Annotated in this window: 43 protein-coding genes; 6 read left to right on the plus strand and 37 right to left on the minus strand. The window is 48.5% G+C overall.

What is annotated here, in order from left to right; all coding sequences use genetic code 11:
* Positions 1–400 precede the first annotated feature (400 nt).
* Positions 401–949, plus strand: coding sequence for a gamma carbonic anhydrase family protein (locus ACIPUG_RS20900; protein WP_039277415.1), 549 nt, complete (start codon positions 401–403; stop codon positions 947–949).
* On the opposite strand, the gene ACIPUG_RS20905 is transcribed toward ACIPUG_RS20900, so the two are convergent.
* From ACIPUG_RS20905 to dprA, 6 genes are read right to left on the minus strand one after another with little or no spacing between them, the layout of a single operon-like run.
* Positions 934–1,191, minus strand: coding sequence for a DUF1488 domain-containing protein (locus ACIPUG_RS20905; protein WP_039466504.1), 258 nt, complete (start codon positions 1,189–1,191; stop codon positions 934–936). The genes ACIPUG_RS20900 and ACIPUG_RS20905 overlap by 16 nt on opposite strands.
* Positions 1,188–2,015, minus strand: coding sequence for a shikimate dehydrogenase (aroE, locus tag ACIPUG_RS20910; RefSeq protein ID WP_205547294.1), 828 nt, complete (start codon positions 2,013–2,015; stop codon positions 1,188–1,190). The genes ACIPUG_RS20905 and aroE overlap by 4 nt, the downstream gene beginning before the upstream one ends.
* A 19-nt stretch (positions 2,016–2,034) precedes the next feature.
* On the minus strand, positions 2,035–2,604 hold the full coding sequence (tsaC, locus tag ACIPUG_RS20915; RefSeq protein WP_014916804.1) for an L-threonylcarbamoyladenylate synthase type 1 TsaC: 570 nt from the start codon (positions 2,602–2,604) through the stop codon (positions 2,035–2,037).
* Positions 2,597–3,154: a type I DNA topoisomerase gene (locus tag ACIPUG_RS20920; RefSeq protein ID WP_014916805.1), complete on the minus strand. Its 558-nt coding sequence runs from the start codon at positions 3,152–3,154 to the stop codon at positions 2,597–2,599. Before ACIPUG_RS20920 ends, tsaC begins: the two co-directional genes overlap by 8 nt.
* Positions 3,155–3,174: 20 nt before the next feature.
* On the minus strand, positions 3,175–3,648 hold the full coding sequence (locus tag ACIPUG_RS20925; protein ID WP_010287009.1) for a DUF494 family protein: 474 nt from the start codon (positions 3,646–3,648) through the stop codon (positions 3,175–3,177).
* The gene (gene dprA, locus ACIPUG_RS20930; RefSeq protein ID WP_400340057.1) at positions 3,620–4,741 is read right to left on the minus strand and encodes a DNA-protecting protein DprA; all 1,122 of its coding nucleotides are present in this window, start codon (positions 4,739–4,741) and stop codon (positions 3,620–3,622) included. The genes ACIPUG_RS20925 and dprA overlap by 29 nt, the downstream gene beginning before the upstream one ends.
* A 128-nt stretch (positions 4,742–4,869) precedes the next feature.
* Here dprA and def point away from each other — a divergent pair, with 128 nt between their 5' ends.
* The 5 genes from def (at position 4,870) to mscL (ending at position 9,648) form a co-directional block, all read left to right on the plus strand.
* On the plus strand, positions 4,870–5,382 hold the full coding sequence (def, locus tag ACIPUG_RS20935; protein WP_039466494.1) for a peptide deformylase: 513 nt from the start codon (positions 4,870–4,872) through the stop codon (positions 5,380–5,382).
* A gap of 23 nt (positions 5,383–5,405) precedes the next feature.
* A complete protein-coding gene (fmt, locus tag ACIPUG_RS20940; RefSeq protein WP_205605949.1) occupies positions 5,406–6,353 on the plus strand; it encodes a methionyl-tRNA formyltransferase in 948 nt (315 codons plus the stop codon).
* Positions 6,354–6,420: 67 nt separating this feature from the next.
* A complete protein-coding gene (gene rsmB / locus ACIPUG_RS20945) occupies positions 6,421–7,710 on the plus strand; it encodes a 16S rRNA (cytosine(967)-C(5))-methyltransferase RsmB (protein ID WP_039283012.1) in 1,290 nt (429 codons plus the stop codon).
* Positions 7,711–7,766: 56 nt separating this feature from the next.
* Positions 7,767–9,143, plus strand: a complete 1,377-nt coding sequence (trkA, locus tag ACIPUG_RS20950) for a Trk system potassium transporter TrkA (RefSeq protein WP_010304922.1) — start codon at positions 7,767–7,769, stop codon at positions 9,141–9,143.
* A 91-nt stretch (positions 9,144–9,234) separates the two neighbouring features.
* Positions 9,235–9,648 carry a large-conductance mechanosensitive channel protein MscL gene (gene mscL, locus ACIPUG_RS20955; RefSeq protein WP_014916810.1) on the plus strand — a complete coding sequence of 138 codons (414 nt, stop codon included), beginning with the start codon at positions 9,235–9,237 and terminating at the stop codon, positions 9,646–9,648.
* A 30-nt stretch (positions 9,649–9,678) separates the two neighbouring features.
* Here the strand turns inward: mscL and ACIPUG_RS20960 are convergent, their stop codons facing one another.
* The 31 genes from ACIPUG_RS20960 to bfd all read right to left on the minus strand — a co-directional run bounded on the left by ACIPUG_RS20960 (position 9,679) and on the right by bfd (position 24,801).
* On the minus strand, positions 9,679–9,891 hold the full coding sequence (locus tag ACIPUG_RS20960; protein ID WP_400340061.1) for an alternative ribosome-rescue factor A: 213 nt from the start codon (positions 9,889–9,891) through the stop codon (positions 9,679–9,681).
* 207 nt (positions 9,892–10,098) lie between these two features.
* Positions 10,099–10,491 (minus strand): 50S ribosomal protein L17, encoded by a 393-nt coding sequence (rplQ, locus tag ACIPUG_RS20965; RefSeq protein ID WP_005970246.1) that lies wholly within the window; start codon positions 10,489–10,491, stop codon positions 10,099–10,101.
* Positions 10,492–10,531: 40 nt separating this feature from the next.
* Positions 10,532–11,521, minus strand: coding sequence for a DNA-directed RNA polymerase subunit alpha (locus ACIPUG_RS20970; protein ID WP_005970247.1), 990 nt, complete (start codon positions 11,519–11,521; stop codon positions 10,532–10,534).
* Between the two features lie 25 nt (positions 11,522–11,546).
* Positions 11,547–12,167 carry a 30S ribosomal protein S4 gene (rpsD, locus tag ACIPUG_RS20975; RefSeq protein ID WP_010286047.1) on the minus strand — a complete coding sequence of 207 codons (621 nt, stop codon included), beginning with the start codon at positions 12,165–12,167 and terminating at the stop codon, positions 11,547–11,549.
* Between the two features lie 30 nt (positions 12,168–12,197).
* Entirely contained in the window at positions 12,198–12,587 is a 390-nt protein-coding gene (rpsK, locus tag ACIPUG_RS20980; RefSeq protein ID WP_002919257.1) for a 30S ribosomal protein S11, read from the minus strand.
* A 16-nt stretch (positions 12,588–12,603) separates the two neighbouring features.
* Positions 12,604–12,960: a 30S ribosomal protein S13 gene (gene rpsM / locus ACIPUG_RS20985; RefSeq protein WP_010286058.1), complete on the minus strand. Its 357-nt coding sequence runs from the start codon at positions 12,958–12,960 to the stop codon at positions 12,604–12,606.
* Positions 12,961–13,106: 146 nt separating this feature from the next.
* A complete protein-coding gene (rpmJ, locus tag ACIPUG_RS20990; protein ID WP_002227352.1) occupies positions 13,107–13,223 on the minus strand; it encodes a 50S ribosomal protein L36 in 117 nt (38 codons plus the stop codon).
* 33 nt (positions 13,224–13,256) lie between these two features.
* Positions 13,257–14,588 (minus strand): preprotein translocase subunit SecY, encoded by a 1,332-nt coding sequence (gene secY / locus ACIPUG_RS20995; protein ID WP_010286083.1) that lies wholly within the window; start codon positions 14,586–14,588, stop codon positions 13,257–13,259.
* A 7-nt stretch (positions 14,589–14,595) separates the two neighbouring features.
* Positions 14,596–15,030 (minus strand): 50S ribosomal protein L15, encoded by a 435-nt coding sequence (gene rplO / locus ACIPUG_RS21000; protein ID WP_010286086.1) that lies wholly within the window; start codon positions 15,028–15,030, stop codon positions 14,596–14,598.
* A 3-nt stretch (positions 15,031–15,033) separates the two neighbouring features.
* Complete coding sequence (gene rpmD / locus ACIPUG_RS21005) at positions 15,034–15,213, minus strand: 50S ribosomal protein L30 (protein ID WP_004846568.1); 180 nt, start codon at positions 15,211–15,213, stop codon at positions 15,034–15,036.
* Positions 15,214–15,218: 5 nt separating this feature from the next.
* On the minus strand, positions 15,219–15,719 hold the full coding sequence (gene rpsE, locus ACIPUG_RS21010; RefSeq protein WP_005970257.1) for a 30S ribosomal protein S5: 501 nt from the start codon (positions 15,717–15,719) through the stop codon (positions 15,219–15,221).
* 14 nt (positions 15,720–15,733) lie between these two features.
* Complete coding sequence (gene rplR / locus ACIPUG_RS21015; protein WP_010286111.1) at positions 15,734–16,087, minus strand: 50S ribosomal protein L18; 354 nt, start codon at positions 16,085–16,087, stop codon at positions 15,734–15,736.
* A gap of 9 nt (positions 16,088–16,096) precedes the next feature.
* Entirely contained in the window at positions 16,097–16,630 is a 534-nt protein-coding gene (gene rplF / locus ACIPUG_RS21020; RefSeq protein ID WP_005970259.1) for a 50S ribosomal protein L6, read from the minus strand.
* A 12-nt stretch (positions 16,631–16,642) separates the two neighbouring features.
* Positions 16,643–17,035, minus strand: a complete 393-nt coding sequence (gene rpsH / locus ACIPUG_RS21025; protein ID WP_005970261.1) for a 30S ribosomal protein S8 — start codon at positions 17,033–17,035, stop codon at positions 16,643–16,645.
* A gap of 33 nt (positions 17,036–17,068) precedes the next feature.
* Positions 17,069–17,374 (minus strand): 30S ribosomal protein S14, encoded by a 306-nt coding sequence (rpsN, locus tag ACIPUG_RS21030; RefSeq protein ID WP_010286114.1) that lies wholly within the window; start codon positions 17,372–17,374, stop codon positions 17,069–17,071.
* A gap of 13 nt (positions 17,375–17,387) precedes the next feature.
* The gene (gene rplE / locus ACIPUG_RS21035; RefSeq protein ID WP_005970265.1) at positions 17,388–17,927 is read right to left on the minus strand and encodes a 50S ribosomal protein L5; all 540 of its coding nucleotides are present in this window, start codon (positions 17,925–17,927) and stop codon (positions 17,388–17,390) included.
* Between the two features lie 14 nt (positions 17,928–17,941).
* On the minus strand, positions 17,942–18,256 hold the full coding sequence (rplX, locus tag ACIPUG_RS21040) for a 50S ribosomal protein L24 (protein ID WP_005970267.1): 315 nt from the start codon (positions 18,254–18,256) through the stop codon (positions 17,942–17,944).
* Positions 18,257–18,266: 10 nt separating this feature from the next.
* Entirely contained in the window at positions 18,267–18,638 is a 372-nt protein-coding gene (gene rplN, locus ACIPUG_RS21045) for a 50S ribosomal protein L14 (protein ID WP_000613954.1), read from the minus strand.
* Positions 18,639–18,799: 161 nt separating this feature from the next.
* Positions 18,800–19,054, minus strand: coding sequence for a 30S ribosomal protein S17 (gene rpsQ, locus ACIPUG_RS21050; protein ID WP_010286161.1), 255 nt, complete (start codon positions 19,052–19,054; stop codon positions 18,800–18,802).
* Positions 19,054–19,245 (minus strand): 50S ribosomal protein L29, encoded by a 192-nt coding sequence (rpmC, locus tag ACIPUG_RS21055; protein ID WP_014916814.1) that lies wholly within the window; start codon positions 19,243–19,245, stop codon positions 19,054–19,056. Before rpmC ends, rpsQ begins: the two co-directional genes overlap by 1 nt.
* Positions 19,245–19,655, minus strand: coding sequence for a 50S ribosomal protein L16 (gene rplP, locus ACIPUG_RS21060; protein WP_005970273.1), 411 nt, complete (start codon positions 19,653–19,655; stop codon positions 19,245–19,247). The genes rpmC and rplP overlap by 1 nt, the downstream gene beginning before the upstream one ends.
* 12 nt (positions 19,656–19,667) lie before the next feature.
* Positions 19,668–20,369 (minus strand): 30S ribosomal protein S3, encoded by a 702-nt coding sequence (gene rpsC / locus ACIPUG_RS21065; RefSeq protein ID WP_005970274.1) that lies wholly within the window; start codon positions 20,367–20,369, stop codon positions 19,668–19,670.
* A 17-nt stretch (positions 20,370–20,386) separates the two neighbouring features.
* Complete coding sequence (gene rplV / locus ACIPUG_RS21070) at positions 20,387–20,719, minus strand: 50S ribosomal protein L22 (RefSeq protein WP_005970275.1); 333 nt, start codon at positions 20,717–20,719, stop codon at positions 20,387–20,389.
* 14 nt (positions 20,720–20,733) lie between these two features.
* Positions 20,734–21,012 carry a 30S ribosomal protein S19 gene (gene rpsS / locus ACIPUG_RS21075; protein ID WP_004929772.1) on the minus strand — a complete coding sequence of 93 codons (279 nt, stop codon included), beginning with the start codon at positions 21,010–21,012 and terminating at the stop codon, positions 20,734–20,736.
* 16 nt (positions 21,013–21,028) lie between these two features.
* Complete coding sequence (rplB, locus tag ACIPUG_RS21080; protein WP_010286179.1) at positions 21,029–21,850, minus strand: 50S ribosomal protein L2; 822 nt, start codon at positions 21,848–21,850, stop codon at positions 21,029–21,031.
* A gap of 17 nt (positions 21,851–21,867) precedes the next feature.
* Positions 21,868–22,170: a 50S ribosomal protein L23 gene (gene rplW / locus ACIPUG_RS21085; RefSeq protein WP_005970277.1), complete on the minus strand. Its 303-nt coding sequence runs from the start codon at positions 22,168–22,170 to the stop codon at positions 21,868–21,870.
* Positions 22,167–22,772, minus strand: a complete 606-nt coding sequence (rplD, locus tag ACIPUG_RS21090) for a 50S ribosomal protein L4 (protein WP_010286181.1) — start codon at positions 22,770–22,772, stop codon at positions 22,167–22,169. Before rplD ends, rplW begins: the two co-directional genes overlap by 4 nt.
* 10 nt (positions 22,773–22,782) lie before the next feature.
* Complete coding sequence (gene rplC, locus ACIPUG_RS21095) at positions 22,783–23,412, minus strand: 50S ribosomal protein L3 (protein ID WP_010304941.1); 630 nt, start codon at positions 23,410–23,412, stop codon at positions 22,783–22,785.
* A gap of 32 nt (positions 23,413–23,444) precedes the next feature.
* Complete coding sequence (gene rpsJ, locus ACIPUG_RS21100; RefSeq protein ID WP_001181005.1) at positions 23,445–23,756, minus strand: 30S ribosomal protein S10; 312 nt, start codon at positions 23,754–23,756, stop codon at positions 23,445–23,447.
* 304 nt (positions 23,757–24,060) lie between these two features.
* The gene (gene bfr / locus ACIPUG_RS21105) at positions 24,061–24,534 is read right to left on the minus strand and encodes a bacterioferritin (RefSeq protein WP_010286186.1); all 474 of its coding nucleotides are present in this window, start codon (positions 24,532–24,534) and stop codon (positions 24,061–24,063) included.
* A gap of 72 nt (positions 24,535–24,606) precedes the next feature.
* The gene (gene bfd, locus ACIPUG_RS21110; RefSeq protein ID WP_005970281.1) at positions 24,607–24,801 is read right to left on the minus strand and encodes a bacterioferritin-associated ferredoxin; all 195 of its coding nucleotides are present in this window, start codon (positions 24,799–24,801) and stop codon (positions 24,607–24,609) included.
* Positions 24,802–25,058: the final 257 nt, after the last annotated feature.

Here is a 25,058-nt window from a genome sequence, read left to right on the forward strand (position 1 = left end):
GTTAAGATACGGTCTTGTGAGTGCCCACACAGATTGTCTGATTAAATTGTTAAAGAGCAGTGCGTTGTGGTCTTAACCACTTCGCGAGGTGGCGCATATTACGCTTTTCACCTTCAGAGTCAACGCTTATTTTAAAGTGTTTTCTCTTTCTTTATCGACCCGGTTGTGTGTTCACAGCGCCGTGTCGATGGAGGCGCATTATAGGGATCCGTTTTCGTTACACAACAACTTTCTTGATCTTTTTTTCTGTTCGCGTGTTTTTCGACCCTTTCGATGAGATCTTACTCGATCCAGACCACTTTTCAGTTGCCGACATCCCATATCTGTCGATATTTTGTCTAAAACGAATCATCAGTATGTGGTAAATAACTACATATGCTAAATAACTACGAGGTTATCGATGAGTGCAAAAACATTCCGTCGTTATAACGGTATTTCTCCCGTTTTAGGCGAAAGGGTCATGGTCGATCATTCCAGCGTGGTGATTGGCAAGGTAACACTAGGCGATGATGTCGGCATCTGGCCCCTTGTCGCCATACGCGGTGATGTTAACTACATTACTGTTGGTGCAAGGAGTAATGTTCAGGACGGTTCTGTACTTCATGTCACCCATTGCTCAGAGAAAAAACCAGAAGGTAATCCGCTTATTATTGGTGAAGACGTCACGGTAGGCCATAAAGCGATGCTGCACGGTTGCCAAATAGGAAATCGGGTCCTGGTCGGGATGGGATCAATACTTCTGGATGGAGCAATTGTTGAAGATGATGTCATGATTGGTGCTGGTAGCTTAGTCCCCCCAGGAAAACGGCTAGAGAAGGGACATCTATACCTCGGCAGCCCAGTCAAAAAAATTCGGCCACTCACACAAGAAGAAATAGAAGGGTTGATTTACTCGGCAAACAACTATGTTCGCTGGAAAGATGAATACCTTGCTCAGGACAACGAGTAACAACCTTCATCATCCCATTCTTCAACAACGATCATTTGTTCCAGTTCATCTTCAAGATCCCATCGATATTCCCTGAACAGTGCCAGCCATCGTTCAGGGCTATCACCGCCATAGCGTTGCTGGAGCAGCTCAGCACTCACTAAACATTCCTGCTGAAAACCATTCACTAAAACAGGAAAGCGGATCGCCATTACCTTATCATCCCAGCTTTCACGATCGGGAAACTGGATCGCCTGATTCATTTAGCAAGATCCTGCTTTAGTAAAGCAATCACGGGTTCCACATCCGGCATGATGCCATGCCAAAGTTTAAACGCATGTGCCGCTTGCCCCACCAGCATTCCCAAACCATCTGCATAATGGAGGGCACCATGCTGTATGCACCATGACAAAAATGGTGTCAGCTGCGGCAGGTAAAACATGTCATAACAGCACGTTTCCGGCGAAATGAGTTCTGTCGGTAAGTTAGGAACGCTGTCGTACATACCAGAAGATGTAGCGTTGATGATCAGATCGAACGACTGCCCCTGTAAATCATCGAGAGCAACAGCGTTAATATCACCAATATCACGGAAGATCTTAGCTAAGGCATCGGCCTTGGAAAAGGTCCTATTCGTCAGCACCACTGTACAGCCGTAAGCCAGCAGGGGTTGGATAACACCCCGCGCCGCGCCACCCGCACCAACCAGCAAAACACGATCCAACGGCTTCACCAGCGCCAATCGTTGCAGATCGCTGAGCAAACCAATGCCATCGGTGTTATCGCCAAACAGGCGGCCGTCACTCAATCTCTTCAATGTATTGACCGCCCCCGCAAGCGCGGCACACTCACTACACTCATCGGCCTCAGCAAAGGCACGCTCTTTAAAGGGCGCTGTCACATTCGCCCCACCAGCACCATCACGAAAATGCTGGCGCAGCATCTGCTCAAAATTATCCAGAGGCGCCAACACGCGCTGGTACGTCAACGTTATCCCCGTCTGTGCAGCAAATAACTCATGTATGCGAGGTGATTTACTATGCGCAATCGGGTTGCCAAAAACCGCAAAAGACGTTACTTCAGACACGTTCTTCTCCAACTTGTCGTTACCCCTGACGAATAAGCTCGCCTGTTAATACATCCCTGATTTCTGATGGGTTCATTCTTCCGCCGACATCCCCAACCAGCACAGGAAAATCATCACCAAACTGTAGAGAAACTTCCTGAGCCGTGCGGCAAGGCGGTTGACCACTTAAATTGGCACTGGTCGATACCAACGGTTTACCGTAGCGCAGGCACAGTTCCTTGACTAACGGATGATCACTAACACGCACTGCAAGCGAAGAAAATTGGCCCGTTAACCACTGCGGAGTCGTGCGTTTTGCTGGCAATACCCAAGTAACCGGACCTGGCCATGTGGAAAACATCACGGCTTTCTGCTCATCGGATAACGTACTGTCATCAATATAAGGAGCCAGTTGGCTAAAATCTGCCGCAATCAGGATCAACCCTTTTTGCCAAGGGCGTTGTTTTAACGCCAGCAGGCGATTAACCGCCACTTCACTATCAGGATCGCATCCCAACCCAAATACCGCTTCAGTCGGGTATGCAATAACCTGCTCGTTATGTAACTCCCGCAAAACGGGAATCATTCGTTCATCAGACACATCACTCATTCTTATCAACTTCTACCGCTATCGGTTTTCCACATAATTTACTGGCACAAAATAGCTTGATACCTTGTGCCGTTTTTTTCTCAAACAATAAAGCGTAATGGCAAGAAGGGCATTCACCCGCTATCGGCTTATGGTTTAACGTAAACTGGCAATCGGGATAGCGATCGCAAGAATGAAACACCTTGCCGTAGCGAGATTTACGCTGTAACAGCGTGCCTTCATTACACTGTGGACATCGAATCGCCGTATCATCAGGGCGATCAATAGTCTCGGTATGATGGCATTCAGGGTAATTGCCACAGCCGATAAACATCCCATAACGACCTTGCCGTAAGACCAAGGTCGACTGACAAAGCGGACATTGCTGCCCATCTAACACTTTGACGATATGTCCATCAGCTTGTGCTTTCAGCGGGCGAATGAACTCACATTCCGGATACGCAGAACAGCCAAGAAATGGGCCGTGCCGACCAGAACGGATAACCAGCACTGACCCACAGTCTGGACACATTTCCTGTTTTTTTTCAGCAAACAGTGCAGGCTTAGCCATTCGAACTATTATTCCTCTGGCTATTGCACATAACCGTCATTGACCTCAAAGAGTAATTCTTCCATTTGCTGATAGGCATTCTCACAACCAGGTACATTGAAAAGCACCATGAGAATGACCCACTTCAGATCTTCCAAATCAAATTCCGGTGTTTCCAACGCCATGACGCGCTCAATGATCATTTCCCGCGTTTCAAGGTTCAGAACCTGAATTTGCTCAAGGAACAATAAAAAGCCACGACATTCCGCATCAAGACGCTGCGCCTCATCCTGCGTATAGATCCGTATAGCCAGAGGATCGTTCGCTAAATAAAGCGGCGCAGTCTGCCCTTCCTGAATATCAGCCAGTTTTTCCAGCCAACTCAACGCGCTATAGATATCGTTACGATGGAATCCAGCGCGGGTGAGGTCATCAGTTAACGTATCCTGATCGACACGCATTTCAGTTTCATTGTGGATGTAGCTCTCAAACAAGTACATGAGTACGTCGAACATGGCCTGCCCTCCTTAATCGGACATAGCCGCCGGGTACTGCTGCGATCCATCCTGCTAACTCCAGATCTAATAGCTTAGTGACTATCTCTGGCACAGGTTGGCCGGCACGTTCAGCGACAACGTCAACAGGTGTAACCTCATCTCCTACGTTAGCCAACACGTCGGCAAATGGCAATTCGCCATCCTCTTCTTCGTTAGAAATAGTTTGCCCGCTTTCCATCGGCAGCCACTGTAACTCACTCACCAACTGCTCAAGAATATCTTTCGGATGTGTCACCAGGCTGGCTCCTTGCTGGATCAACCAGTGTGTTCCCTCAGTCATCGGGTTGCCAATCGGTCCCGGCAGAGCAAAAACCTCTCGTCCTTGCTCCAAAGCATAACGCGCAGTGACCAGCGACCCACTGCGGATAGTCGCTTCAATGACCAGAACACCCAGCCCTAACCCGCTGATAATACGATTTCTTCTGGGAAAGTTGGTTGGAAAAGGCGGCATCGAGAGGGGAAATTCAGAGACCAACGCACCACCATCGCCACAGATACGTTCAGCAAGCTTAGCGTGCCGCTTGGGATAAATATTTTTCAACCCGCTTCCCAGCACTGCAATGGTTCGCCCTCCCGCATCCAAAGCAGCACGATGAGCAATACCATCAATGCCAATCGCTAGCCCACTTGTTACCGTGAGTTCATTCGCGGCAAGCTCCTGGGCGAAAAAACATCCCCAGCGTTCACCGTAAGCACTACTCCCCCGGCTACCAATAATCGATATTTGTGGCGATGCCAGTAACTCAGGAGAGCCAGAAACAAAGAGTAGAAGCGGAAAATCACGAATATTGCTCAATAGAAAAGGATATAAGGCATCTTCGCACGTCACGATATGATGATTGGGATAAGACAACCAATTAAGGGTTTCTTCCAGAGTCTTACGATCGTAGGTACAGAATTGGGCTATTTGGGTATCAGACAGGCCTAACGCCCTCAGGAGCTCGTTATCGAACGAGTTTAAGTCAATAAGCTTTCTGACAATCGCCCAAGCACGTCTGGCACCCAGATGCCGTACGCCCGTCATACGTAGCCAGATTTCCGTTGATCGCATCGGTGTCCCTTACTCCGCTCTGTTCAGATAAGTGCTGCAATTCAGTGCCGATGCTGTCAATCGGGGCAGGAAATGTCTAGAATGGGGACTAAGACTCTCTCACTATTCAGATACAGATCTAAACATATATGGCAGTTTTGCAGGTATTACATTTTCCAGACGAGCGGCTCCGCATCACTGCGCAGCCAGTAAAAGAAGTCAATGCAGATATTCAACGTATCGTGGATGATATGTTCGATACCATGTACGAAGAAGAAGGTATTGGGCTGGCTGCGACACAGGTGGATATTCATCAGCGTATTATTGTTATTGACGTCTCTGAAGAACGAGACCAACGACTGGTGCTGATCAATCCCGAGCTGATTGAAAAGAGCGGCGATACGGGCATCGAAGAGGGTTGTCTGTCGATCCCTGAAACGCGTGCGCTGGTTCCTCGTGCAGAGCATGTGAAAGTGCGCGCATTGGATCGTGACGGTAAGCCGTTCGAACTTGAAGCAAGCGAGCTACTCGCCATTTGTATTCAGCACGAAATGGACCATCTGGTTGGGAAACTGTTTATCGATTACCTTTCCCCGCTTAAACGCCAGCGCATTCGTCAAAAACTGGAAAAACTGGCTAAGCAGAATAGTCGAGCCCGATAATTTTCATCCTGACAGGAAGCACCGTGTCTGATTCTTTACGCATAATCTTTGCCGGAACCCCTGACTTTGCCGCGCGTCACCTCGACGCGCTTTTATCATCGGGCCATGAAGTCGTTGGCGTTTTCACCCAGCCCGACCGTCCAGCAGGCAGGGGCAACAAGCTCACTCCCAGTCCGGTAAAAATACTGGCAGAGCAGCATAACATCCCCGTTTTCCAGCCTAAATCTCTGCGGCCGGAAGAAAATCAAGCGATGGTTCAGGCGTTAAATGCCGATGTTATGGTCGTTGTCGCCTACGGATTAATTCTGCCGCAGCCCGTGTTATCCATGCCTCGCCTTGGCTGCATTAATGTTCACGGTTCTCTGTTGCCCCTCTGGCGCGGCGCAGCACCCATTCAACGTGCATTGTGGGCTGGGGATAGTGAAACCGGCGTGACGATCATGCAAATGGATGTTGGACTCGATACTGGCGCAATGCTGCACAAAATTTCGTGCCCAATCCTGCCACAGGATACCAGCGCAACGTTGTACGATAAACTTGCTGAGCTGGGCCCACGTGGCTTATTGGAAACGCTGGAACAACTTGCTGATGGCAGCGCTGTTGCTGAAACACAAAATGATGCCCTTGCCACCTATGCAGAAAAGCTCAGCAAAGAAGAAGCTCGTCTCAACTGGCAGTTATCTGCCGAGCAGCTTGAACGCTGTATTCGTGCTTTTAATCCTTGGCCAGTCAGCTATTTCATCGTCGATGAACAGCCAGTGAAAGTTTGGAAAGCTGAGGTCATCGCCAAAGCACATGGCTCACAGCCCGGTACAATCATACAGGCAGACAAGCAAGGCATTCAGGTAGCAACAGCCGATGGCATCTTGAATATTCAGGAATTGCAGCCCGCAGGCAAAAAAGTCATGGCCGCACAGGATCTGCTTAACTCACGTCGTGAGTGGTTCGTTCCCGGTAATACACTGGACTAATCTATTTTTCATACCGGCACCATGCCGGTATATCCTCTCTCTTTTACGTATACGTCATCGCTAACACATGAAAAGCTCATACAATCTACGCAGTATTGCCGCAAAAGTGGTGGGGCAGGTTCTGGATCAGGGACAATCACTCAGTGCCTTATTACCTGTTCATCAGCGTGAAGTCTCCGATAAAGATCGCGCACTTTTGCAAGAGCTTTGCTTCGGCGTATTACGCGTTTTACCGCAGTTGGAATGGTGTATTCAACAACTGATGGCTAAACCTCTTACGGGTAAACAACGCACGCTGCACTACCTCATCATGGTCGGCATCTACCAGTTGCACTACACTCGGATCCCGCCACATGCGGCCCTGGCAGAAACAGTAGAAGGTGCCGTCGCATTAAAGCGGCCACAGCTCAAGGGACTGATTAATGGCGTATTACGCCAATTTCAGCGTCAGCAGGAAGAACTGATTCAACGTGAGGCAACTCACTCATCTCATTATCTGCATCCAAGCTGGCTGCTGGCGCGCATTGAACGTGCCTATCCACATCATTGGCAAAACATCGTTGAGGCGAATAATCAACGCCCCCCAATGTGGCTACGAGTGAATCGATTACACCACACACGTGAAGCGTATTTAAACTTGTTAGAGCAAGAGGGAATCGAGGCATTTCCTCATGCTGAATACAGCGATGCGATACGACTTACTGCTCCCTGTGCGGTTGATCAATTGCCAGGATTTTCGCAAGGATGGGCAACCGTACAGGATGCATCGGCTCAAGGTTGCGTCTATTGGCTCGATCCACAAGATGGCGAACAGATCCTCGATCTCTGCGCTGCACCCGGCGGAAAAACGACACATATTTTAGAAGCGGCACCAAAATCTCATGTGCTCGCTGTCGATGTAGATGAAACGCGTTTAGGCCGGGTAAAAGAAAATTTACTGCGGCTACAAATGCATGCCGAAGTAAAACAAGGTGATGGACGTTACCCTGATTCATGGTGTGAAGGACGTGTGTTTGATCGCATTCTGTTGGATGCCCCATGCTCGGCCACGGGTGTGATTCGCCGTCATCCTGATATTAAGTGGTTGCGCCGAGATAGAGACATCGAGGAATTAGTGGCATTGCAAAAAGAAATTCTTGATGCCATCTGGCCACATCTCAAAACAGGCGGCACGATGGTCTATGCTACCTGCTCTATTCTGCCGCAAGAAAATACCCAACAAGTTGCTGATTTCTTGACTCGCCATACCGATGCAACGCTTGTCGATACAGGAACAAGAGAAATACCGGGTATACAGATGCTTCCCCATGCCGATGGTGGTGATGGTTTCTTTTATGCGAAGCTGGTAAAAAACTGATATTGAACCCAGTATTGTCTGCAACAGACAGCAATCAATAAACGGCATGGCTTATTATGAAAATTATCATTCTTGGCGCGGGTCAGGTCGGCGGAACACTGGCGGAAAATTTAGCGGGTGAAAACAATGACATCACTGTCGTTGATACTGATGCAAATCGGTTACGCCAGCTTCAGGATAAGTTTGACCTGCGTGTCGTTACAGGCTATGCCTCTCATCCACGCGTACTGCGTGAAGCGGGAGCAGAAGATGCAGATATGCTGGTCGCCGTTACCAATTCAGATGAAACGAATATGGTAGCCTGCCAGATTGCTTATTCTCTTTTCAAAACACCAAACCGGATTGCACGCATTCGTGCAGCTGAATACATTCGTGAATCAGAACAGCTGTTTTTACCAGAAGCGGTTCCCATCGATCACTTAATTTCTCCAGAACAGCTAGTGATCGATAACATTTACAAACTGATCGAATATCCTGGAGCACTTCAGGTCGTCAACTTCGCTGAAGGCAAAGTGAGTCTTGCGGCAGTTAACGCCTATTATGGTGGCCCACTAGTGGGTAATGCTCTGACTTCTCTTCGTGAACACATTCCTCACGTAGATACCCGAGTTGCGGCTATTTTTCGTCACGATCGTCCGATTCGCCCACAGGGTTCCACTATTATCGAAGCTGGAGATGAAGTATTTTTTGTCGCCGCTTCACAACATATCCGTGCGGTGATGAGCGAGCTGCAGCGCCTTGAAAAACCGTATAAAAGGATCATGATTGTTGGTGGCGGGAACGTCGGTGCAGGATTAGCGCAGCGGTTAGAAAAAGACTACAGCATCAAGTTGATAGAACGAAATGCAGACCGAGCTGTGGAACTGGCTGAACTTCTGCAAAATACGGTCGTATTCCATGGCGATGCTTCAGATCAAGAACTCCTCGCCGAAGAGCATATCGAGCAGATCGATGTATTCATCGCCATTACCAACGATGACGAAGCGAATATTATGTCAGCTATGCTGGCTAAGCGCATGGGCGCGAAAAAAGTAATGGTACTTATCCAACGTCGGGCTTATGTCGATCTGGTTCAGGGCAGCGTCATCGATGTCGCAATATCCCCACAGCAGGCAACAATTTCTGCGCTACTCAGCCACGTCCGCAAGGCGGATATTGTTAGCGTATCCTCTTTACGTCGTGGTGTAGCCGAAGCAATCGAGGCCATCGCCCATGGAGATGAGGGCACATCGAAAGTTGTCGGCAGAATGATCGAAGATATTAAGCTTCCACCCGGTACAACCATCGGTGCTATCGTTCGCGGTGATGACGTCATCATTGCCAACGCAAATAGCAAAATTGAACAAGGTGATCACGTCATCATGTTCTTGGCCGACAAGAAATTTGTGCCTGATGTTGAACGCCTATTTCAACCGAGCCCTTTCTTTTTGTAATGTGGGTACAGATTTATTGCCCATCGATAATCTGGCAAAGATACGGCTATTGGTTAGAATTAATTTATAAATTTTGGCAAGGAGAACAGATATGAGCATCATCAAAGAATTCAGAGAGTTTGCCATGCGTGGCAACGTTGTCGATTTGGCGGTGGGTGTCATTATTGGTGCAGCTTTCGGCAAAATCGTCTCTTCTCTGGTATCAGATATTATTATGCCGCCACTTGGGCTTTTGATTGGTGGTGTCGATTTTAAACAATTCAGCCTTATTCTCCGTGATGCACAAGGCGAAATTCCTGCCGTTGTCATGAATTATGGCGCTTTCATCCAGAATATTTTCGACTTTGTCATCGTCGCTTTCGCGATTTTTATAGCGATCAAGCTTATGAATAAAATGCGGCGCAAACAGGAAGATACCCCTGCCGCACCACCAAAGCCTAGCGCTGAAGAAAAGCTCTTAGCTGAAATTCGCGACTTACTAAAAGAACAACAAACTAGACAGTAAGAATTAAGTTTCTACTTAGACTCAGTATCGTTACTCAGAAAGCAGAAAGGCCAGAGGTAAATAATCATTTGATTGCTTACCACTGGCCTCCCAATTACCTTTCTTTATGTACTTCTCTTTCCTACGATAACTTCCTTTCCCTTTTTCATTCACTTCAATTCGTTGACGAAACAGTGGGTCATGTAGCAATGCCTCAATGGCGTTGTCCTGGATTTTCCCACGTTTATGGCGGTATGTGGTCATCATTACTCCTAAGGAACTCGGGTTGGTATGTACATCAATAAAACGTGCAGAGTATATAGTCGAAATAGGTAGATGAGAATAGGTGGGATGTATTTTTCAGCTCACTCAGACACGGGTAGTTGCTTACCATGTATATTCATGCGAAAGCATGACTTATTTCAGATATAAAAAAACCGGGTTTCCCCGGTTTTTTTACGCTCTTACAGATTACTCTGCAGTAGCCACTTCTTCTGTCTGCGAAACTGAGCGATCAACGAGCTCGATGTATGCCATCGGCGCATTGTCACCAGCACGGAAGCCACACTTCAAAATACGAGTGTAACCACCGGCACGGCTCGCGAAACGCGGGCCCAGTTCATTAAACAGTTTTGCCACGATCTCGTTATCACGAGTACGGGCGAATGCCAGACGACGATTAGCAACGCTGTCGGTCTTGGCAAGAGTAATCAGCGGTTCAACAACGCGACGCAGCTCTTTCGCTTTCGGCAGGGTCGTCTTGATGATTTCATGACGAACCAAAGAACTAGCCATGTTACGGAACATAGCCTGACGATGGCTGCTGTTACGGTTCAGTTGACGACCACTCTTACGATGGCGCATGACCTTATCCTTCTCAGTAAAACCTTAACCTGTGATCTGGTTACTCATCAGCAATGCTTGCCGGTGGCCAGTTTTCCAGGCGCATGCCCAGAGACAGACCACGGGAAGCCAGTACGTCTTTAATCTCAGTAAGAGATTTTTTACCAAGGTTAGGCGTTTTGAGCAGCTCAACCTCGGTACGCTGTACCAGATCACCGATGTAGTGGATAGCTTCTGCCTTAAGGCAGTTAGCAGAGCGGACAGTCAATTCCAGATCGTCAACAGGGCGCAGCAGAATCGGATCGAATTCTGGTTTCTCTTCTTTAACTTCTGGCTGACGAACATCACGTAAGTCAACAAAAGCTTCAAGTTGTTCAGCCAGAATGGTAGCCGCACGGCGGATCGCTTCTTCAGGATCGATCGTGCCATTGGTTTCCATTTCGATGACTAGCTTGTCCAGGTCAGTACGCTGTTCTACACGAGCTGCTTCAACATTGTAGGCAATACGCTCTACAGGGCTGTAGCAAGCATCAACTAACAGACGACCAATCGGGCGCTCATCTTCTTCCGTATGAATACGGGCAGATGCCGGCACATAACCACGACCACGTTGAACTTTGATACGCATGCTAATAGATGCATTTTCATCGGTCAGGTGGCAAATTAAGTGCTGCGGCTTGACGATTTCGACATCACCATCATGGATGATGTCGGCTGCAGTCACAGGGCCAATGCCAGATTTATTCAGGGTAAGAATAACTTCATCTTTGCCTTGAACTCTCACCGCCAGCCCTTTCAGGTTGAGCAGGATTTCCAGGATATCTTCCTGTACGCCTTCTTTGGTGCTGTACTCATGCAGTACACCATCAATCTCAACCTCGGTCACCGCGCAACCTGGCATGGATGAAAGCAGAATACGGCGCAGTGCGTTGCCAAGAGTATGGCCGAAGCCCCGCTCTAATGGCTCAAGGGTCACCTTGGCGTGCGTCGAACTCACTTGCTCGATATCAACCAGGCGCGGTTTTAGAAACTCTGTCACAGAACCCTGCATTGTGTCCTCTCTTTGGTACTAAGCTTTACTTGGAGTAAAGCTCGACGATCAGGTGTTCATTAATGTCCGCAGACAGATCGGTACGTTCAGGAATACGTTTGAACACACCTTCCATCTTGGCAGCATCAACTTCCAGCCAAGTTGGCTTTTCACGCTGTTCAGCCAGCTCCAGAGCGGCTTTCACGCGAGATTGCTTTTTCGCTTTCTCACGGATGCTGACTACGTCATTCGGGGATACCTGATAAGAAGCGATGCTAACAACGCGACCGTTTACCATGATAGCTTTGTGGCTTACCATCTGACGTGCTTCAGCACGAGTGGCACCAAAACCCATACGATAAACAACGTTATCCAGACGACCTTCCAGCAGTTGCAGCAGGTTTGCACCTGTGTTGCCTTTCAGACGTGCAGCTTCTTTATAATAGTTACGGAACTGACGCTCCAGAACACCGTAGATACGGCGAACTTTTTGCTTTTCACGCAACTGTACACCATAGTCAGACAGACGCGGTTTACGCGCACCGTGCTGGCCAGGAGCTTGTTCAATTTTACACTTGGAATCGATCGCACGAACACCAGACTTCAGGAACAGGTCGGTGCCTTCACGACGGCTCAGCTTGAGCTTAGGACCCAAATATCTTGCCATTTTCTTTCTCCAACAATCCTAAAAGCGGCGTTATACGCGGCGCTTTTTCGGCGGACGACAACCGTTATGAGGGATCGGAGTCACATCAGTAATATTAGTGATGCGGAAACCAGCCGCGTTCAATGCGCGGATAGTAGACTCACGGCCCGGACCAGGTCCTTTAACCATAACTTCCAGGTTCTTAATACCGTACTCTTTCACGGCCTCTGCGCAACGTTCTGCAGCTACCTGAGCAGCGAACGGCGTAGATTTACGAGAACCACGGAAGCCGGAACCACCGGCAGTTGCCCAACCCAGCGCATTACCCTGACGATCAGTAATGGTTACGATGGTGTTGTTGAAAGAAGCATGGATATGAGCCACACCGTCAGAGACTTGCTTTCTTACACGCTTACGTGCACGAATAGGTGCCTTTGCCATTATTCAATCACCCCGATTATTTCTTGATCGGTTTGCGCGGACCCTTACGGGTACGGGCGTTAGTCTTGGTACGCTGACCGCGAACCGGCAGACCACGACGATGACGCAAACCACGATAAGTACCAAGGTCCATAAGACGCTTGATGCTCAGGGTAACTTCACGACGCAGATCACCTTCTACAACAAACTTGGCAACTTCGTCACGCAGCTTATCGATTTGCTCTTCAGACAGCTCACTGATCTTAACATCTTCGGCAATCCCTGTTGCAGCACAAATAGCCTGCGACCGGGTTTTACCGATACCGAAAATCGACGTTAACGCAATAACGGTATGTTTATGATCAGGAATGTTAATGCCTGCTATACGGGCCACTATGCACTCCTACAATTTTATACAGCAACACCATTCTGAAAAGCCCGTTTTCAGGATACTCAAATAATGTTGCAGCTACATACAAAAGATTGGCTGGCTAATCTAGCCAGCTCAATCCAACTTTGCAAGAAAAATATGCGAGATAATCAGCCTTGACGCTGTTTATGCTTCGGCTCGGCACTGCAGATCACACGAACGACACCGTTACGCTTAACAATCTTACAGTTACGACATAATTTCTTGACGGAAGCACGAACTTTCATTTTTACTCTCCGTAACTTCTCAAGCTCACCTAATTAACGGTTATAGCCTTTCAGGTTTGCTTTCTTCAATGCAGACTCATATTGACTCGACATCATTAGAGTTTGCACTTGAGCCATAAAGTCCATGATGACGACAACAACGATCAATAAAGATGTACCCCCGAAATAGAAAGGTACTTTCATTGCGTCACGCATAAACTCCGGGATCAGGCAGATAAAAGTAATATACATCGCACCAATCAGAGTCAGGCGAGTCATCACTTTATCGATATATTTCGCCGTTTGCTCTCCCGGACGAATTCCTGGCACGAATGCACCGGACTTCTTCAGGTTATCTGCTGTTTCGCGCGGGTTGAAAACCAACGCAGTGTAGAAGAAACAGAAGAAGATGATTGCAGACGCATAGAGTAACACATAAAGCGGCTGTCCGGGCTGCAAATACAGCGAAATAGTTGTCAGCCAGTTCCAACCGGTACCGCCCCCAAACCAAGATGCAATCGTGGCTGGGAACAGAATAATACTGGAGGCGAAAATTGCAGGGATAACCCCGGCCATATTCACTTTCAGCGGTAAATGCGTACTCTGTGCTGCATAAACACGACGCCCCTGTTGACGTTTTGCATAGTTAACGACGATACGACGCTGACCACGTTCAACGAAAACAACGAAGAAGGTTACTGCAAACACTAAAACTGCAACCAACAGCAACAGGAGGAAGTGCAGGTCGCCTTGCCGAGCTTGCTCGATAGTATGGCCAATGGCCGGCGGTAGTCCCGCAACAATACCAGCGAAGATTATGATCGAGATACCGTTACCGATACCACGTTCCGTAATCTGTTCTCCCAGCCACATCAGGAACATTGTCCCAGTAACCAGGCTCACAACAGCGGTAAAGTAGAAAGCAAAACCTGGATTTATCACCAAGTCTTGCATTCCAGGCATATTCGGCAAACCGGTAGCAATACCGATTGACTGGAATATAGCCAATACCAAGGTACCGTAACGGGTATACTGACTGATCTTACGACGGCCAGCTTCCCCTTCTTTCTTTATTTCAGCCAACGCGGGATGAACCACCGTCAGCAACTGGATAATAATCGACGCCGAAATATACGGCATAATACCCAGTGCAAAGATAGAAGCACGGCTGAGAGCACCACCAGAGAACATGTTAAACATTTCAATGATGGTGCCTCGCTGCTGTTCAAGCAATTTGGCAAGCACAGTGGCATCAATACCAGGAATTGGGATAAAAGAGCCAATACGGAAAACAATTAGCGCACCGATAACAAACAAAAGTCTGCGCTTCAGTTCACCAACTCCGCCTTTAGCACTTTGAAAATCTAATCCTGGTTGCTTAGCCATCTGCTACTTATTCCTCAATTTTACCGCCAGCAGTTTCGATAGCAGCACGAGCACCTTTAGTGACACGCAGACCACGAATCGTTACCGGACGAGCAACTTCACCAGACAGAATCACTTTCGCGAACTCAATCTGAATGCCAATAACATTAGCGGCTTTCAGCGTATTCAGGTCAACCACGTCGCCTTCTACTTTAGCTAAATCAGACAGACGAACTTCTGCCGTGATCATTGCTTTGCGAGAAGTAAAACCGAATTTCGGCAGACGACGATATAAAGGCATCTGACCACCTTCAAAACCACGACGCACGCCACCGCCAGAACGAGAGTTCTGACCTTTGTGACCACGACCACTGGTTTTGCCCAGGCCAGAACCAATACCACGACCTAAACGCTTCGGTGCGTGTTTAGCACCTTCGGCCGGAGACAGAGTATTTAAACGCATCTGTTACTCCTCTACTTTAACCATGTAGGAAACCGCGTTGACCATACCGCGAACCGCAGGAGTATCCTCACGTTCAACTGTATGACCAATACGACGCAGACCCAGGCCAAGCAGTGTCGCCTTATGTTTCGGCAGACGACCGATTGCACTACGGGTTTGAGTAATTTTAATAGTCTTTGCCACGGTCATTACCCCAGAATTTCTTCAACGGATTTACCACGCTTGGCAGCGACCATTTCTGGGGACTTCATATTTGCCAAACCATCAATCGTTGCACGAACCACGTTAATCGGGTTAGTGGAACCATAGGCTTTAGCCAATACGTTGTGAACCCCTGCAACTTCCAAAACGGCGCGCATTGCACCACCGGCAATAATACCGGTACCTTCGGAAGCTGGCTGCATGAACACACGAGAACCCGTGTGAGCACCTTTAACTGGGTGCTGCAGGGTGCCGTTGTTCAGCGCGACATTCATCATATTGCGACGGGCTTTTTCCATCGCTTTCTGGATCGCTGCTGGAACTTCGCGAGCTTTACCGTAACCAAAACCAACGCGGCCGTTGCCATCACCCACTACAGTCAGTGCGGTGAAGCTGAAAATACGACCACCTTTAACGGTTTTAGATACGCGATTTACCGCGATCAGCTTTTCCTGCAGTTCGCCAGCTTGTTTCTCGATGTGAGCCATCTTACACCTCTACCTTAGAACTGAAGGCCAGCTTCACGGGCAGCATCTGCCAGTGCTTGGACTCGACCATGATATTGGAAACCGGAACGGTCGAAAGAGACATCTTTGATGCCTTTTTCTAACGCGCGTTCTGCAATAGCTTTACCTATTGCACTTGCTGCGTCTTTATTACCGGTAGACTTCAGTTGTTCAGCGATAGCTTTTTCTACAGTAGAAGCGGCTACCAGGACTTCAGAACCGTTCGGTGCAATGACCTGCGCATAAATATGGCGTGGAGTACGATGTACCACCAGACGCGTCGCACCCAGTTCCTGGAGCTTGCGGCGTGCGCGGGTCGCACGACGGATACGAGCTGCTTTCTTATCCATAGTGTTACCTTACTTCTTCTTAGCCTCTTTGGTACGCACGACTTCGTCGGCGTAACGGACACCCTTGCCTTTATAAGGCTCAGGACGACGGTAGGCGCGTAATTCCGCAGCAACCTGACCAATAACCTGCTTATCAGCACCTTTCAGTACGATTTCAGTTTGGCTTGGGCATTCTGCAGTAATACCTGCCGGCAGTGCATGCTCTACTGGGTGAGAAAACCCGAGAGACAGGTTAACCACGTTGCCTTTAACAGCAGCACGGTAACCAACACCAACCAGTTGCAGCTTCTTAGTGAAGCCTTCGGTAACACCGATAACCATTGCGTTCAACAGAGCACGAGTGGTACCAGCTTGGGCCCATCCGTCAACAAAACCTTCGCGCGGAGCGAAAGTCAGAGCGTTGTCAGCTTGTTTCACTTCAACAGCATCGTGGATCTTACGACTCAGCTCGCCGTTTTTACCCTTAATCGAAACATCCTGACCGTTGAGTTTTACCTCTACGCCGGCAGGAATGACGACGGGTGCTTTTGCAACACGAGACATTTTTCCTCCCGATTAAGCTACGTAGCAGATAATCTCGCCACCAAGACCAGCCTGGCGAGCTGCACGATCAGTCATAACACCTTTAGAGGTAGAAACAACTGCGATACCCAAACCGGCCATAACTTTTGGCAGCTCATCTTTTCTTTTATAGATGCGCAGGCCTGGACGGCTTACTCGCTGAATGCTTTCTACCACTGCCTTGCCCTGAAAATATTTAAGTTCTAATTCCAGAACTGGCTTGGTGTCGCCTTCGATTTTGAAATCTTCAATGTAACCTTCTTCCTTCAGCACGTTGGCAATTGCCACTTTCAGCTTGGAGGAAGGCATGGTGACCGCAACTTTGTTCGCGGCTTGACCGTTACGGATACGGGTCAGCATATCCGCGATCGGATCTTGCATGCTCATCTGTCTTTACTCCCGTGATTCAATTGGTGACAATTACCAGCTAGCCTTTTTCAGACCCGGAATTTCACCGCGCATAGCGGCTTCACGGACCTTGATACGGCTCAACCCGAACTTCCGCAGGAAAGCGTGCGGACGACCAGTTTGGCGGCAGCGGTTACGCTGACGAGACGGGCTGGAATCACGCGGCAGAGTCTGCAGCTTAAGAACTGCATCCCAACGATCTTCGTCGGATGAGTTCACACCAGAGATGATAGCTTTCAATTCCTCGCGTTTAGCGCGGTATTTTTCAGCCAGTTTCACACGAACAACTTCGCGTGCTTTCATGGATTGCTTAGCCATTAGTAACCCTACCTTACTTGCGGAATGGGAAGTTAAAGGCGGCCAACAGCGCACGGCCTTCATCATCGGATTTCGCAGTGGTGGTAATGGTAATGTCCAAACCACGAACGCGATCGACTTTATCGTAGTCGATTTCCGGGAAGATGATCTGCTCACGCACACCCATGCTGTAGTTACCACGACCATCGAATGACTTAGCGGACAAGCCACGGAAGTCACGAATACGCGGTACAGCAATGGAAATCAGACGCTCAAGGAACTCCCACATGCGTTCGCCACGCAGAGTTACTTTACAGCCGATCGGATAGCCCTGACGGATTTTGAAGCCTGCAACAGATTTGCGTGCTTTGGTGATCAACGGTTTTTGACCGGAGATTGCTGCCAGATCAGCTGCTGCGTTATCCAGCAGTTTCTTGTCAGCGATCGCTTCACCAACACCCATATTCAGGGTGATCTTCTCGACCCGAGGGACTTGCATGACAGAATTGTAGTTAAACTCAGTCATGAGTTTTTTAACTACTTCGTCTTTGTAGTAATCATGCAGTTTCGCCATCGTACTACTCCAAATTACTTGATAGTTTCGCTATTAGATTTAAAGAAACGGACTTTTTTTCCGTCTTCGAATCTAAAGCCTACACGGTCAGCCTTACCAGTTGCCGCATTGAAGATTGCAAGGTTAGAAACTTGAATTGCAGCTTCTTTTTCAACGATGCCACCTGGTTGGTTCAGGGCCGGAACCGGCTTCTGATGTTTTTTAACCAGGTTAATACCTTCAACAATGACCTTACTAGCAGACAGGACATTTTTTACTTTACCGCGCTTACCTTTATCTTTACCGGTTAGCACAATAACTTCGTCATCACGACGGATTTTCGCTGCCATGATTCGCTCCTTAAAGTACTTCTGGTGCCAGAGAGATAATTTTCATGAACTTCTCATTACGCAGTTCACGAGTTACCGGCCCAAAAATACGCGTACCGATAGGCTGTTCGCTGTTATTGTTTAAAATAACGCAAGCATTGCCATCGAAGCGAATGACAGAACCGTCCGGGCGACGAACACCCTTCTTGGTGCGCACCACTACCGCCTTCAGAACATCGCCTTTCTTCACCTTACCGCGAGGAATTGCTTCCTTGATGGTAATTTTGATGATATCGCCGACGCCTGCGTAGCGACGGTGCGAGCCACCTAGAACCTTGATACACATTACGCGACGTGCACCGGAATTATCGGCCACGTTCAGCATAGTCTGTTCTTGGATCATTTTAGTGCTCCGCTTGTCAACTACTACTCTAGGACCCTTTCGGGCCATTAAATACCCCATAATTGAGGGCGCAGCATTATAACACCGCTTCCTTGGTATGGGTAGAAAAAATAAACGGCCCTTTGCAGAGCCGTTTATCATAAGAGAAGAGCGCTACTTTATTACAGAATCGCTTTCTCTACAACGCGAACAAGTGTCCAAGACTTATTTTTGGACAGCGGACGGCATTCGCGGATTTCAACCACGTCACCGATACCGCATTCATTGTTCTCGTCATGTACGTGCAGCTTAGTCGTACGCTTAATGAATTTACCGTAAAGCGGGTGTTTCACAAAACGTTCGATAGCAACAACCATGGATTTCTCCATTTTGTCGCTTACAACACGACCTTGCAGAGTACGGATTTTATCGGTCATTACGCACCCGCCTTCTCAGTCAGTAAAGTCTTAACACGTGCAATATTCTGACGCACTTGTTTTACCAGGTGAGTCTGTTGCAACTGACCACTGGCAGCCTGCATACGCAGGTTAAATTGCTCGCGCAGCAGGCCGAGCAGTTCAGTGTTCAGCTCTTCGACGCTTTTTTCACGCAGCTCATTTGCTTTCATTACATCACCGTCTTAGTTACAAAGGTGGTTTTGATAGGCAGTTTCGCTGCTGCCAGTTGGAATGCCTCACGGGCTAACTCTTCCGGCACACCGTCCATTTCGTACAGGACTTTACCTGGCTGAATCAAGGCAACCCAATATTCCACGTTACCTTTACCTTTACCCATACGAACTTCAAGCGGTTTCTCGGTGATCGGTTTGTCCGGGAATACACGGATCCAGATCTTACCTTGACGCTTAACAGCACGAGTCATGGCACGACGTGCAGCTTCGATTTGACGAGCAGTCAGGCGACCGCGGCCAACAGCTTTCAGACCGAAAGTGCCGAAGCTAACATCCGTACCCTGCGCCAGACCACGGTTGCGGCCCTTGTGCACCTTACGGAATTTTGTACGCTTTGGTTGTAACATCAGCGACTCTCCTTACTTGCGGCCTTTACGCTGCTGCTTTTTAGGTTGAGCAGCCGGTTTTTCCGGTTGTTCAACGGCAGCCATACCACCCAGGATCTCACCTTTGAAGATCCACACTTTCACACCGATAACACCATAAGTGGTGTGCGCTTCGGAGGTGTTGTAGTCGATATCCGCACGCAGTGTATGCAATGGAACACGACCTTCACGGTACCATTCGGTACGCGCGATTTCAGCGCCGCCAAGACGGCCACTTACTTCAACTTTAATACCTTTAGCGCCCAGACGCATGGCGTTCTGTACCGCACGCTTCATAGCACGACGGAACATCACACGACGCTCCAGCTGAGAAGTGATGCTGTCAGCAACCAGTTTTGCGTCCAGTTCAGGTTTACGAACTTCTGCGATATTGATCTGTGCAGGTACGCCAGCGATATCCGCTACGACTTTGCGCAGTTTTTCAACATCTTCACCTTTTTTACCGATCACGATACCCGGGCGAGCAGTGTGAATAGTCACACGAATGCTTTTTGCCGGACGTTCGATAACGATACGAGAAACGGAAGCCTTCTCCAGTTCCTTCGTCAGGTATTTACGAACTTTAAAATCGCTGTCCAGGTTGTCAGCGAATTCTTTGGTATTCGCATACCAGGTAGAGTTCCAAGGTTTGACAATACCCAGGCGAATACCATTAGGATGTACTTTCTGACCCATTGCTAGTCTCCAGAGTCTCAGCGATCGGACACAACCACAGTAATGTGGCTGGTACGCTTCAGGATGCGATCCGCACGACCTTTAGCACGCGGCATAATGCGCTTCATGCTTGGGCCTTCGTCAACGAAGATTTTCGCGACTTTCAGATCATCAATGTCAGCGCCATCGTTGTGTTCTGCGTTAGCAATAGCAGACTCCAGCACTTTTTTAACCAGACCAGCAGCTTTCTTGTTGGTGTAGGTCAGAACTTCCAGAGCTTGCGACACTTTCTTACCGCGAATCAGGTCTGCCACCAGGCGAACCTTTTGAGCAGAAGAACGAGCGTGGCAATGTTTAGCGATAGTTTCCATCTCTTCCTCCTACCTTAGCGCTTCTTGGCCTTTTTGTCGGCCGCATGGCCGCGATAAGTACGAGTCGGCGCGAATTCACCCAGTTTGTGACCGACCATTTCATCGGAAACAAACACCGGAACGTGCTGACGACCATTATGGACAGCGATGGTCAAACCGATCATATTTGGAAAGATCGTTGAACGACGGGACCAAGTGCGCAAAGGCTTCTTGTCTCCGCTTTCCACCGCTTTCTCTACCTTCTTCAGCAAGTGCAGGTCAATAAATGGACCTTTCTTGAGAGAACGTGGCATGGTTTATCCTCTAAGATTATTTAGTACGGCGACGTACGATAAATTTATCAGTACGCTTATTGCTGCGGGTCTTCTTACCTTTGGTCTGAACGCCCCACGGACTAACCGGGTGCTTACCAAAGTTACGACCTTCACCACCACCGTGTGGGTGGTCGACTGGGTTCATTGCCGTACCGCGAACGGTAGGACGAACACCACGCCAGCGTGCAGCACCAGCTTTACCCAGAACGCGAAGCATGTGCTCAGCGTTGCCAACTTCGCCCAGCGTAGCGCGGCAGTCGGATTCGACTTTACGCATTTCGCCAGAACGCAGACGCAGGGTAACGTAAGAACCGTCACGAGCAACGATCTGAACGTAAGCACCAGCAGAACGAGCCAATTGGCCGCCTTTACCTGGTTTCATTTCTACGTTATGAACCGTTGAACCGACTGGAATGTTACGCATCGGCAGGGTGTTACCCGCTTTAATCGCAGCATCAACGCCAGATTGAATCTGGTCGCCGGCTTTCAGGCCTTTCGGCGCCAGGATATAACGACGTTCGCCGTCTTTGTACAGAACCAGCGCGATATTCGCGGAACGGTTCGGATCATACTCCAGACGCTCAACAACCGCAGGAATACCGTCTTTATTGCGTTTGAAGTCAATCAGACGATATTGCTGTTTGTGACCACCACCGATGTGACGGGTAGTGATGCGGCCATTGTTGTTACGGCCACCGGATTTGCTGTTCTTTTCCAGCAACGGGGCATAAGGCTTGCCCTTGTGCAGCTCAGGGTTAACCACTTTAACAACGTGGCGACGACCCGGAGATGTCGGTTTACATTTAACAACTGCCATTGTCTTTCTCCTCCGACTTACTCAGCGCCGCCGATGAAGTCCAGATTCTGGCCTTCTTTCAGGGTGACGTAAGCTTTTTTCCAGTCGCTGCGACGACCAATACGCTGTCCGTGACGCTTAACTTTACCCTTAACTACCAGGGTGTTTACGTCTTTAACTTCTACTTCGAACAGTTTCTCTACAGCAGCAACGATCTCTGCTTTAGTCGCGTCTTTAGCAACTTTGAGAACGATGGTGTTAGTTTTTTCCATCGCGGTAGATGCTTTTTCAGATACGTGCGGCGCGCGCAGTACTTTCAGCAGACGTTCTTCACGGATCATGCCAGCATCTCCTCAACTTGCTTAACTGCATCAGCAGTCATAACGACTTTGTCGAAGGCGATCAAGCTAACTGGGTCGATACCTGCTGCATCACGCACGTCAACCTTGTACAGGTTACGCGCAGCCAGGAACAGATTTTCATCCAGTTCACCGGTGATGATCAACACGTCTTCCAGTGCCATTTCTTTCAGTTTCTGTGCCAGCAACTTAGTTTTCGGTGCTTCTACAGAGAACGTCTCGACAACGATCAGACGATCTTGACGTACCAGTTCGGACAGAATGCTTTTCAGCGCGCCGCGGTACATCTTTTTGTTAACTTTCTGACTGTGGTCCTGTGGCTTAGCAGCGAAGGTTACACCACCGGAACGCCAGATCGGGCTCTTAGCAGAACCAGAACGCGCACGGCCAGTACCTTTCTGACGCCAAGGTTTTTTACCGGAACCAGTTACTTCAGCACGGGTCTTCTGGGCGCGGGTACCTTGACGGGCACCTGCTGCATAAGCAACAACAACCTGATGTACCAGCGCTTCGTTGAAATCACGACCGAAGGTAGTTTCGGAAACAGTCAGCGCGCTTTGCGCGTCTTTCAATACTAATTCCATTGCTATCTCCTCACGCCTTCACAGCTGGTTTAACGATCAGGTCGCTACCGGTAGCTCCCGGAACAGCACCTTTAACCAGCAGCAGGTTGCGCTCAGCGTCAACACGCACTACGTCCAGGCTCTGAACGGTTACACGTTCGTTACCCAGCTGGCCTGCCATTTTCTTGCCTTTGAACACTTTGCCCGGAGTCTGGTTCTGACCGATAGAACCCGGAACGCGGTGGGACAAGGAGTTACCGTGAGTAGCATCCTGAGTACGGAAATTCCAGCGCTTAACTGTGCCAGCAAAACCTTTACCTTTAGATGTACCAGTAACGTCTACTTTTTTAACGTCTGCGAAAATTTCGACACTGATGCTCTGACCTACAGTGAACTCTTCGCCTTCAGAAAGACGGAATTCACGCAGAGTACGGCCAGCTTCTACGCCAGCTTTAGCAAAGTGACCTGCTTCTGGCTTAGTAACACGGTTTGCTTTTTTAGCACCAGTAGTTACTTGCACAGCGCGGTAACCGTCGTTAGCCAGGTCTTTAACCTGAGTTACGCGGTTTGCTTCAATTTCGATAACGGTTACGGGGATAGATACGCCATCTTCAGTGAAGATACGGGTCATGCCCACTTTTTTACCGACTAAACCAATCATTGTTTCAACCTCTCAATCGCTCAATGACCTGATTAACCCAGGCTGATCTGCACGTCTACACCAGCAGCCAGATCCAGACGCATCAGAGCATCAACGGTTTTCTCGGTTGGCTCAACGATGTCAACCAGACGCTTGTGAGTGCGAATCTCGTACTGATCGCGCGCATCTTTATTGACGTGCGGAGAAATCAGAACGGTAAAGCGCTCTTTGCGGGTCGGCAGCGGGATCGGACCACGTACTTGCGCACCAGTGCGCTTAGCAGTCTCGACGATTTCCGCAGTTGATTGATCAATCAGACGATGATCAAACGCTTTCAGGCGGATACGGATTCTTTGGTTCTGCATGAGACCAGAGCTCCAATTATTTATAAACGTAAATGATTACTCCTCACACCCATTTCGATTGATGGGGGAGTGTAATCGTCAGCACATAACCCCCATATCGGGAGTATTGTTTTGGTCAATAAATGAATATTGGCCGTCTGATTCGGATTGAATCAGGCTTACCTAGTTTCGGTAAGCTCGCGCATTATACGCAAATTGGCTGGGGAAGCAATAAGCAGGATGAAATGATTTTAACGCGGCCGGAGCAATGTGCACAGTCCGGCCGAATTGGGGCATAAATTACATAGCAGGCTATGATAATCAGTTACTCAGCTTTTAGCTGAGCTTGAAGATAGTTTTGTATGCCAAGACGTGAAATCAAGTCTAATTCTGTTTCCAGCCAGTCGATGTGCCCTTCTTCATCGGCAAGAATTTCTATCATTAGATCCCTACTGACGTAGTCATGCACCGAATCAGCATAGGCAATTGCCTCACGCAAATTCTTTGCGCCATCCAATTCAAGTTGAAGATCAGAACGTAAGATCTCCTCGACATCCTCGCCAATGTTTAACTTACCCAAATCCTGTAGATTCGGGATGCCTTCGAGAAACAGGATTCGTTCGATGTAGCGATCAGCATGTTTCATTTCGTCAATAGACTCATGATATTCGTGATCGTTAAGACGGGTTAAGCCCCAGTTTTTAAACATTCGGGCATGAAGAAAATATTGGTTAATGGCTACCAGCTCGTTGCCCAATAACTTATTCAGGTGTGTGATGACTTTTTTATCGCCTTTCATGACATGCTCCTCCGCTCCAGTTCTTAAAGTGTAGAACCGGTAAGCAGAGAGTCAAAAAAACAACCCTACATTTTATGCTACTTCATACATATCAGGAATTTTAGCCTGCTCTTCCTCAAAAATGACACGCGCCTGACGAATACACTTACCGCAATCTGTCCCGATAGGGACGAGTTTGCGTAATTGCTGCATGGATTGAGGCTGGTGCTGACGAACAGCATTACGAATGACTTTGTCAGAAATTGCGTTGCACAAACACACATACATATCAGGATGACTCATTGTTATCGCGAGTGTCTTTCGCACTACCTTTCAGGACACTACAACCAGCATTTGAAACCGCTCCTAGCGATTTTTTAACCAACTGAGTTATTCTAAATAAGAATTATTTTTATTTCAATTTCCATCTAACCATTTGGACGTAAAAAAAGGCACCGAAGTGCCTTTTTCATGCATTAAGTTTATCAGCGATTAAGCGATAACTTTAGCAACAACGCCCGCGCCTACTGTACGGCCGCCTTCAC

Source organism: Pectobacterium sp. CHL-2024 (assembly GCF_044751765.1).
In the GTDB taxonomy this organism is placed as follows: Bacteria; Pseudomonadota; Gammaproteobacteria; order Enterobacterales; family Enterobacteriaceae; genus Pectobacterium; species Pectobacterium brasiliense.

Excerpts from the sequence above, each read along its gene's own strand:
- ACIPUG_RS20900 (WP_039277415.1), top strand. The coding sequence starts at position 401 with ATGAGTGCAAAAACATTCCGTCGTTATAACGGTATTTCTCCCGTTTTA.
- ACIPUG_RS20905 (WP_039466504.1), bottom strand. The coding sequence starts at position 1,191 with ATGAATCAGGCGATCCAGTTTCCCGATCGTGAAAGCTGGGATGATAAG.
- tsaC (WP_014916804.1), bottom strand. The coding sequence starts at position 2,604 with ATGAGTGATGTGTCTGATGAACGAATGATTCCCGTTTTGCGGGAGTTA.
- ACIPUG_RS20920 (WP_014916805.1), bottom strand. The coding sequence starts at position 3,154 with ATGGCTAAGCCTGCACTGTTTGCTGAAAAAAAACAGGAAATGTGTCCA.
- ACIPUG_RS20925 (WP_010287009.1), bottom strand. The coding sequence starts at position 3,648 with ATGTTCGACGTACTCATGTACTTGTTTGAGAGCTACATCCACAATGAA.
- dprA (WP_400340057.1), bottom strand. The coding sequence starts at position 4,741 with ATGCGATCAACGGAAATCTGGCTACGTATGACGGGCGTACGGCATCTG.
- def (WP_039466494.1), top strand. The coding sequence starts at position 4,870 with ATGGCAGTTTTGCAGGTATTACATTTTCCAGACGAGCGGCTCCGCATC.
- rsmB (WP_039283012.1), top strand. The coding sequence starts at position 6,421 with ATGAAAAGCTCATACAATCTACGCAGTATTGCCGCAAAAGTGGTGGGG.
- trkA (WP_010304922.1), top strand. The coding sequence starts at position 7,767 with ATGAAAATTATCATTCTTGGCGCGGGTCAGGTCGGCGGAACACTGGCG.
- mscL (WP_014916810.1), top strand. The coding sequence starts at position 9,235 with ATGAGCATCATCAAAGAATTCAGAGAGTTTGCCATGCGTGGCAACGTT.
- ACIPUG_RS20960 (WP_400340061.1), bottom strand. The coding sequence starts at position 9,891 with ATGACCACATACCGCCATAAACGTGGGAAAATCCAGGACAACGCCATT.
- rplQ (WP_005970246.1), bottom strand. The coding sequence starts at position 10,491 with ATGCGCCATCGTAAGAGTGGTCGTCAACTGAACCGTAACAGCAGCCAT.
- ACIPUG_RS20970 (WP_005970247.1), bottom strand. The coding sequence starts at position 11,521 with ATGCAGGGTTCTGTGACAGAGTTTCTAAAACCGCGCCTGGTTGATATC.
- rpsD (WP_010286047.1), bottom strand. The coding sequence starts at position 12,167 with ATGGCAAGATATTTGGGTCCTAAGCTCAAGCTGAGCCGTCGTGAAGGC.
- rpsK (WP_002919257.1), bottom strand. The coding sequence starts at position 12,587 with ATGGCAAAGGCACCTATTCGTGCACGTAAGCGTGTAAGAAAGCAAGTC.
- rpmJ (WP_002227352.1), bottom strand. The coding sequence starts at position 13,223 with ATGAAAGTTCGTGCTTCCGTCAAGAAATTATGTCGTAACTGTAAGATT.
- secY (WP_010286083.1), bottom strand. The coding sequence starts at position 14,588 with ATGGCTAAGCAACCAGGATTAGATTTTCAAAGTGCTAAAGGCGGAGTT.
- rplO (WP_010286086.1), bottom strand. The coding sequence starts at position 15,030 with ATGCGTTTAAATACTCTGTCTCCGGCCGAAGGTGCTAAACACGCACCG.
- rpsE (WP_005970257.1), bottom strand. The coding sequence starts at position 15,719 with ATGGCTCACATCGAGAAACAAGCTGGCGAACTGCAGGAAAAGCTGATC.
- rplR (WP_010286111.1), bottom strand. The coding sequence starts at position 16,087 with ATGGATAAGAAAGCAGCTCGTATCCGTCGTGCGACCCGCGCACGCCGC.
- rplF (WP_005970259.1), bottom strand. The coding sequence starts at position 16,630 with ATGTCTCGTGTTGCAAAAGCACCCGTCGTCATTCCTGCCGGCGTAGAG.
- rpsH (WP_005970261.1), bottom strand. The coding sequence starts at position 17,035 with ATGAGCATGCAAGATCCGATCGCGGATATGCTGACCCGTATCCGTAAC.
- rpsN (WP_010286114.1), bottom strand. The coding sequence starts at position 17,374 with ATGGCTAAGCAATCCATGAAAGCACGCGAAGTTGTTCGTGTGAAACTG.
- rplE (WP_005970265.1), bottom strand. The coding sequence starts at position 17,927 with ATGGCGAAACTGCATGATTACTACAAAGACGAAGTAGTTAAAAAACTC.
- rplX (WP_005970267.1), bottom strand. The coding sequence starts at position 18,256 with ATGGCAGCGAAAATCCGTCGTGATGACGAAGTTATTGTGCTAACCGGT.
- rplN (WP_000613954.1), bottom strand. The coding sequence starts at position 18,638 with ATGATCCAAGAACAGACTATGCTGAACGTGGCCGATAATTCCGGTGCA.
- rpsQ (WP_010286161.1), bottom strand. The coding sequence starts at position 19,054 with ATGACCGATAAAATCCGTACTCTGCAAGGTCGTGTTGTAAGCGACAAA.
- rpmC (WP_014916814.1), bottom strand. The coding sequence starts at position 19,245 with ATGAAAGCAAATGAGCTGCGTGAAAAAAGCGTCGAAGAGCTGAACACT.
- rplP (WP_005970273.1), bottom strand. The coding sequence starts at position 19,655 with ATGTTACAACCAAAGCGTACAAAATTCCGTAAGGTGCACAAGGGCCGC.
- rpsC (WP_005970274.1), bottom strand. The coding sequence starts at position 20,369 with ATGGGTCAGAAAGTACATCCTAATGGTATTCGCCTGGGTATTGTCAAA.
- rplV (WP_005970275.1), bottom strand. The coding sequence starts at position 20,719 with ATGGAAACTATCGCTAAACATTGCCACGCTCGTTCTTCTGCTCAAAAG.
- rpsS (WP_004929772.1), bottom strand. The coding sequence starts at position 21,012 with ATGCCACGTTCTCTCAAGAAAGGTCCATTTATTGACCTGCACTTGCTG.
- rplB (WP_010286179.1), bottom strand. The coding sequence starts at position 21,850 with ATGGCAGTTGTTAAATGTAAACCGACATCTCCGGGTCGTCGCCACGTT.
- rplW (WP_005970277.1), bottom strand. The coding sequence starts at position 22,170 with ATGATCCGTGAAGAACGTCTGCTGAAAGTACTGCGCGCGCCGCACGTA.
- rplD (WP_010286181.1), bottom strand. The coding sequence starts at position 22,772 with ATGGAATTAGTATTGAAAGACGCGCAAAGCGCGCTGACTGTTTCCGAA.
- rplC (WP_010304941.1), bottom strand. The coding sequence starts at position 23,412 with ATGATTGGTTTAGTCGGTAAAAAAGTGGGCATGACCCGTATCTTCACT.
- rpsJ (WP_001181005.1), bottom strand. The coding sequence starts at position 23,756 with ATGCAGAACCAAAGAATCCGTATCCGCCTGAAAGCGTTTGATCATCGT.
- bfr (WP_010286186.1), bottom strand. The coding sequence starts at position 24,534 with ATGAAAGGCGATAAAAAAGTCATCACACACCTGAATAAGTTATTGGGC.
- bfd (WP_005970281.1), bottom strand. The coding sequence starts at position 24,801 with ATGTATGTGTGTTTGTGCAACGCAATTTCTGACAAAGTCATTCGTAAT.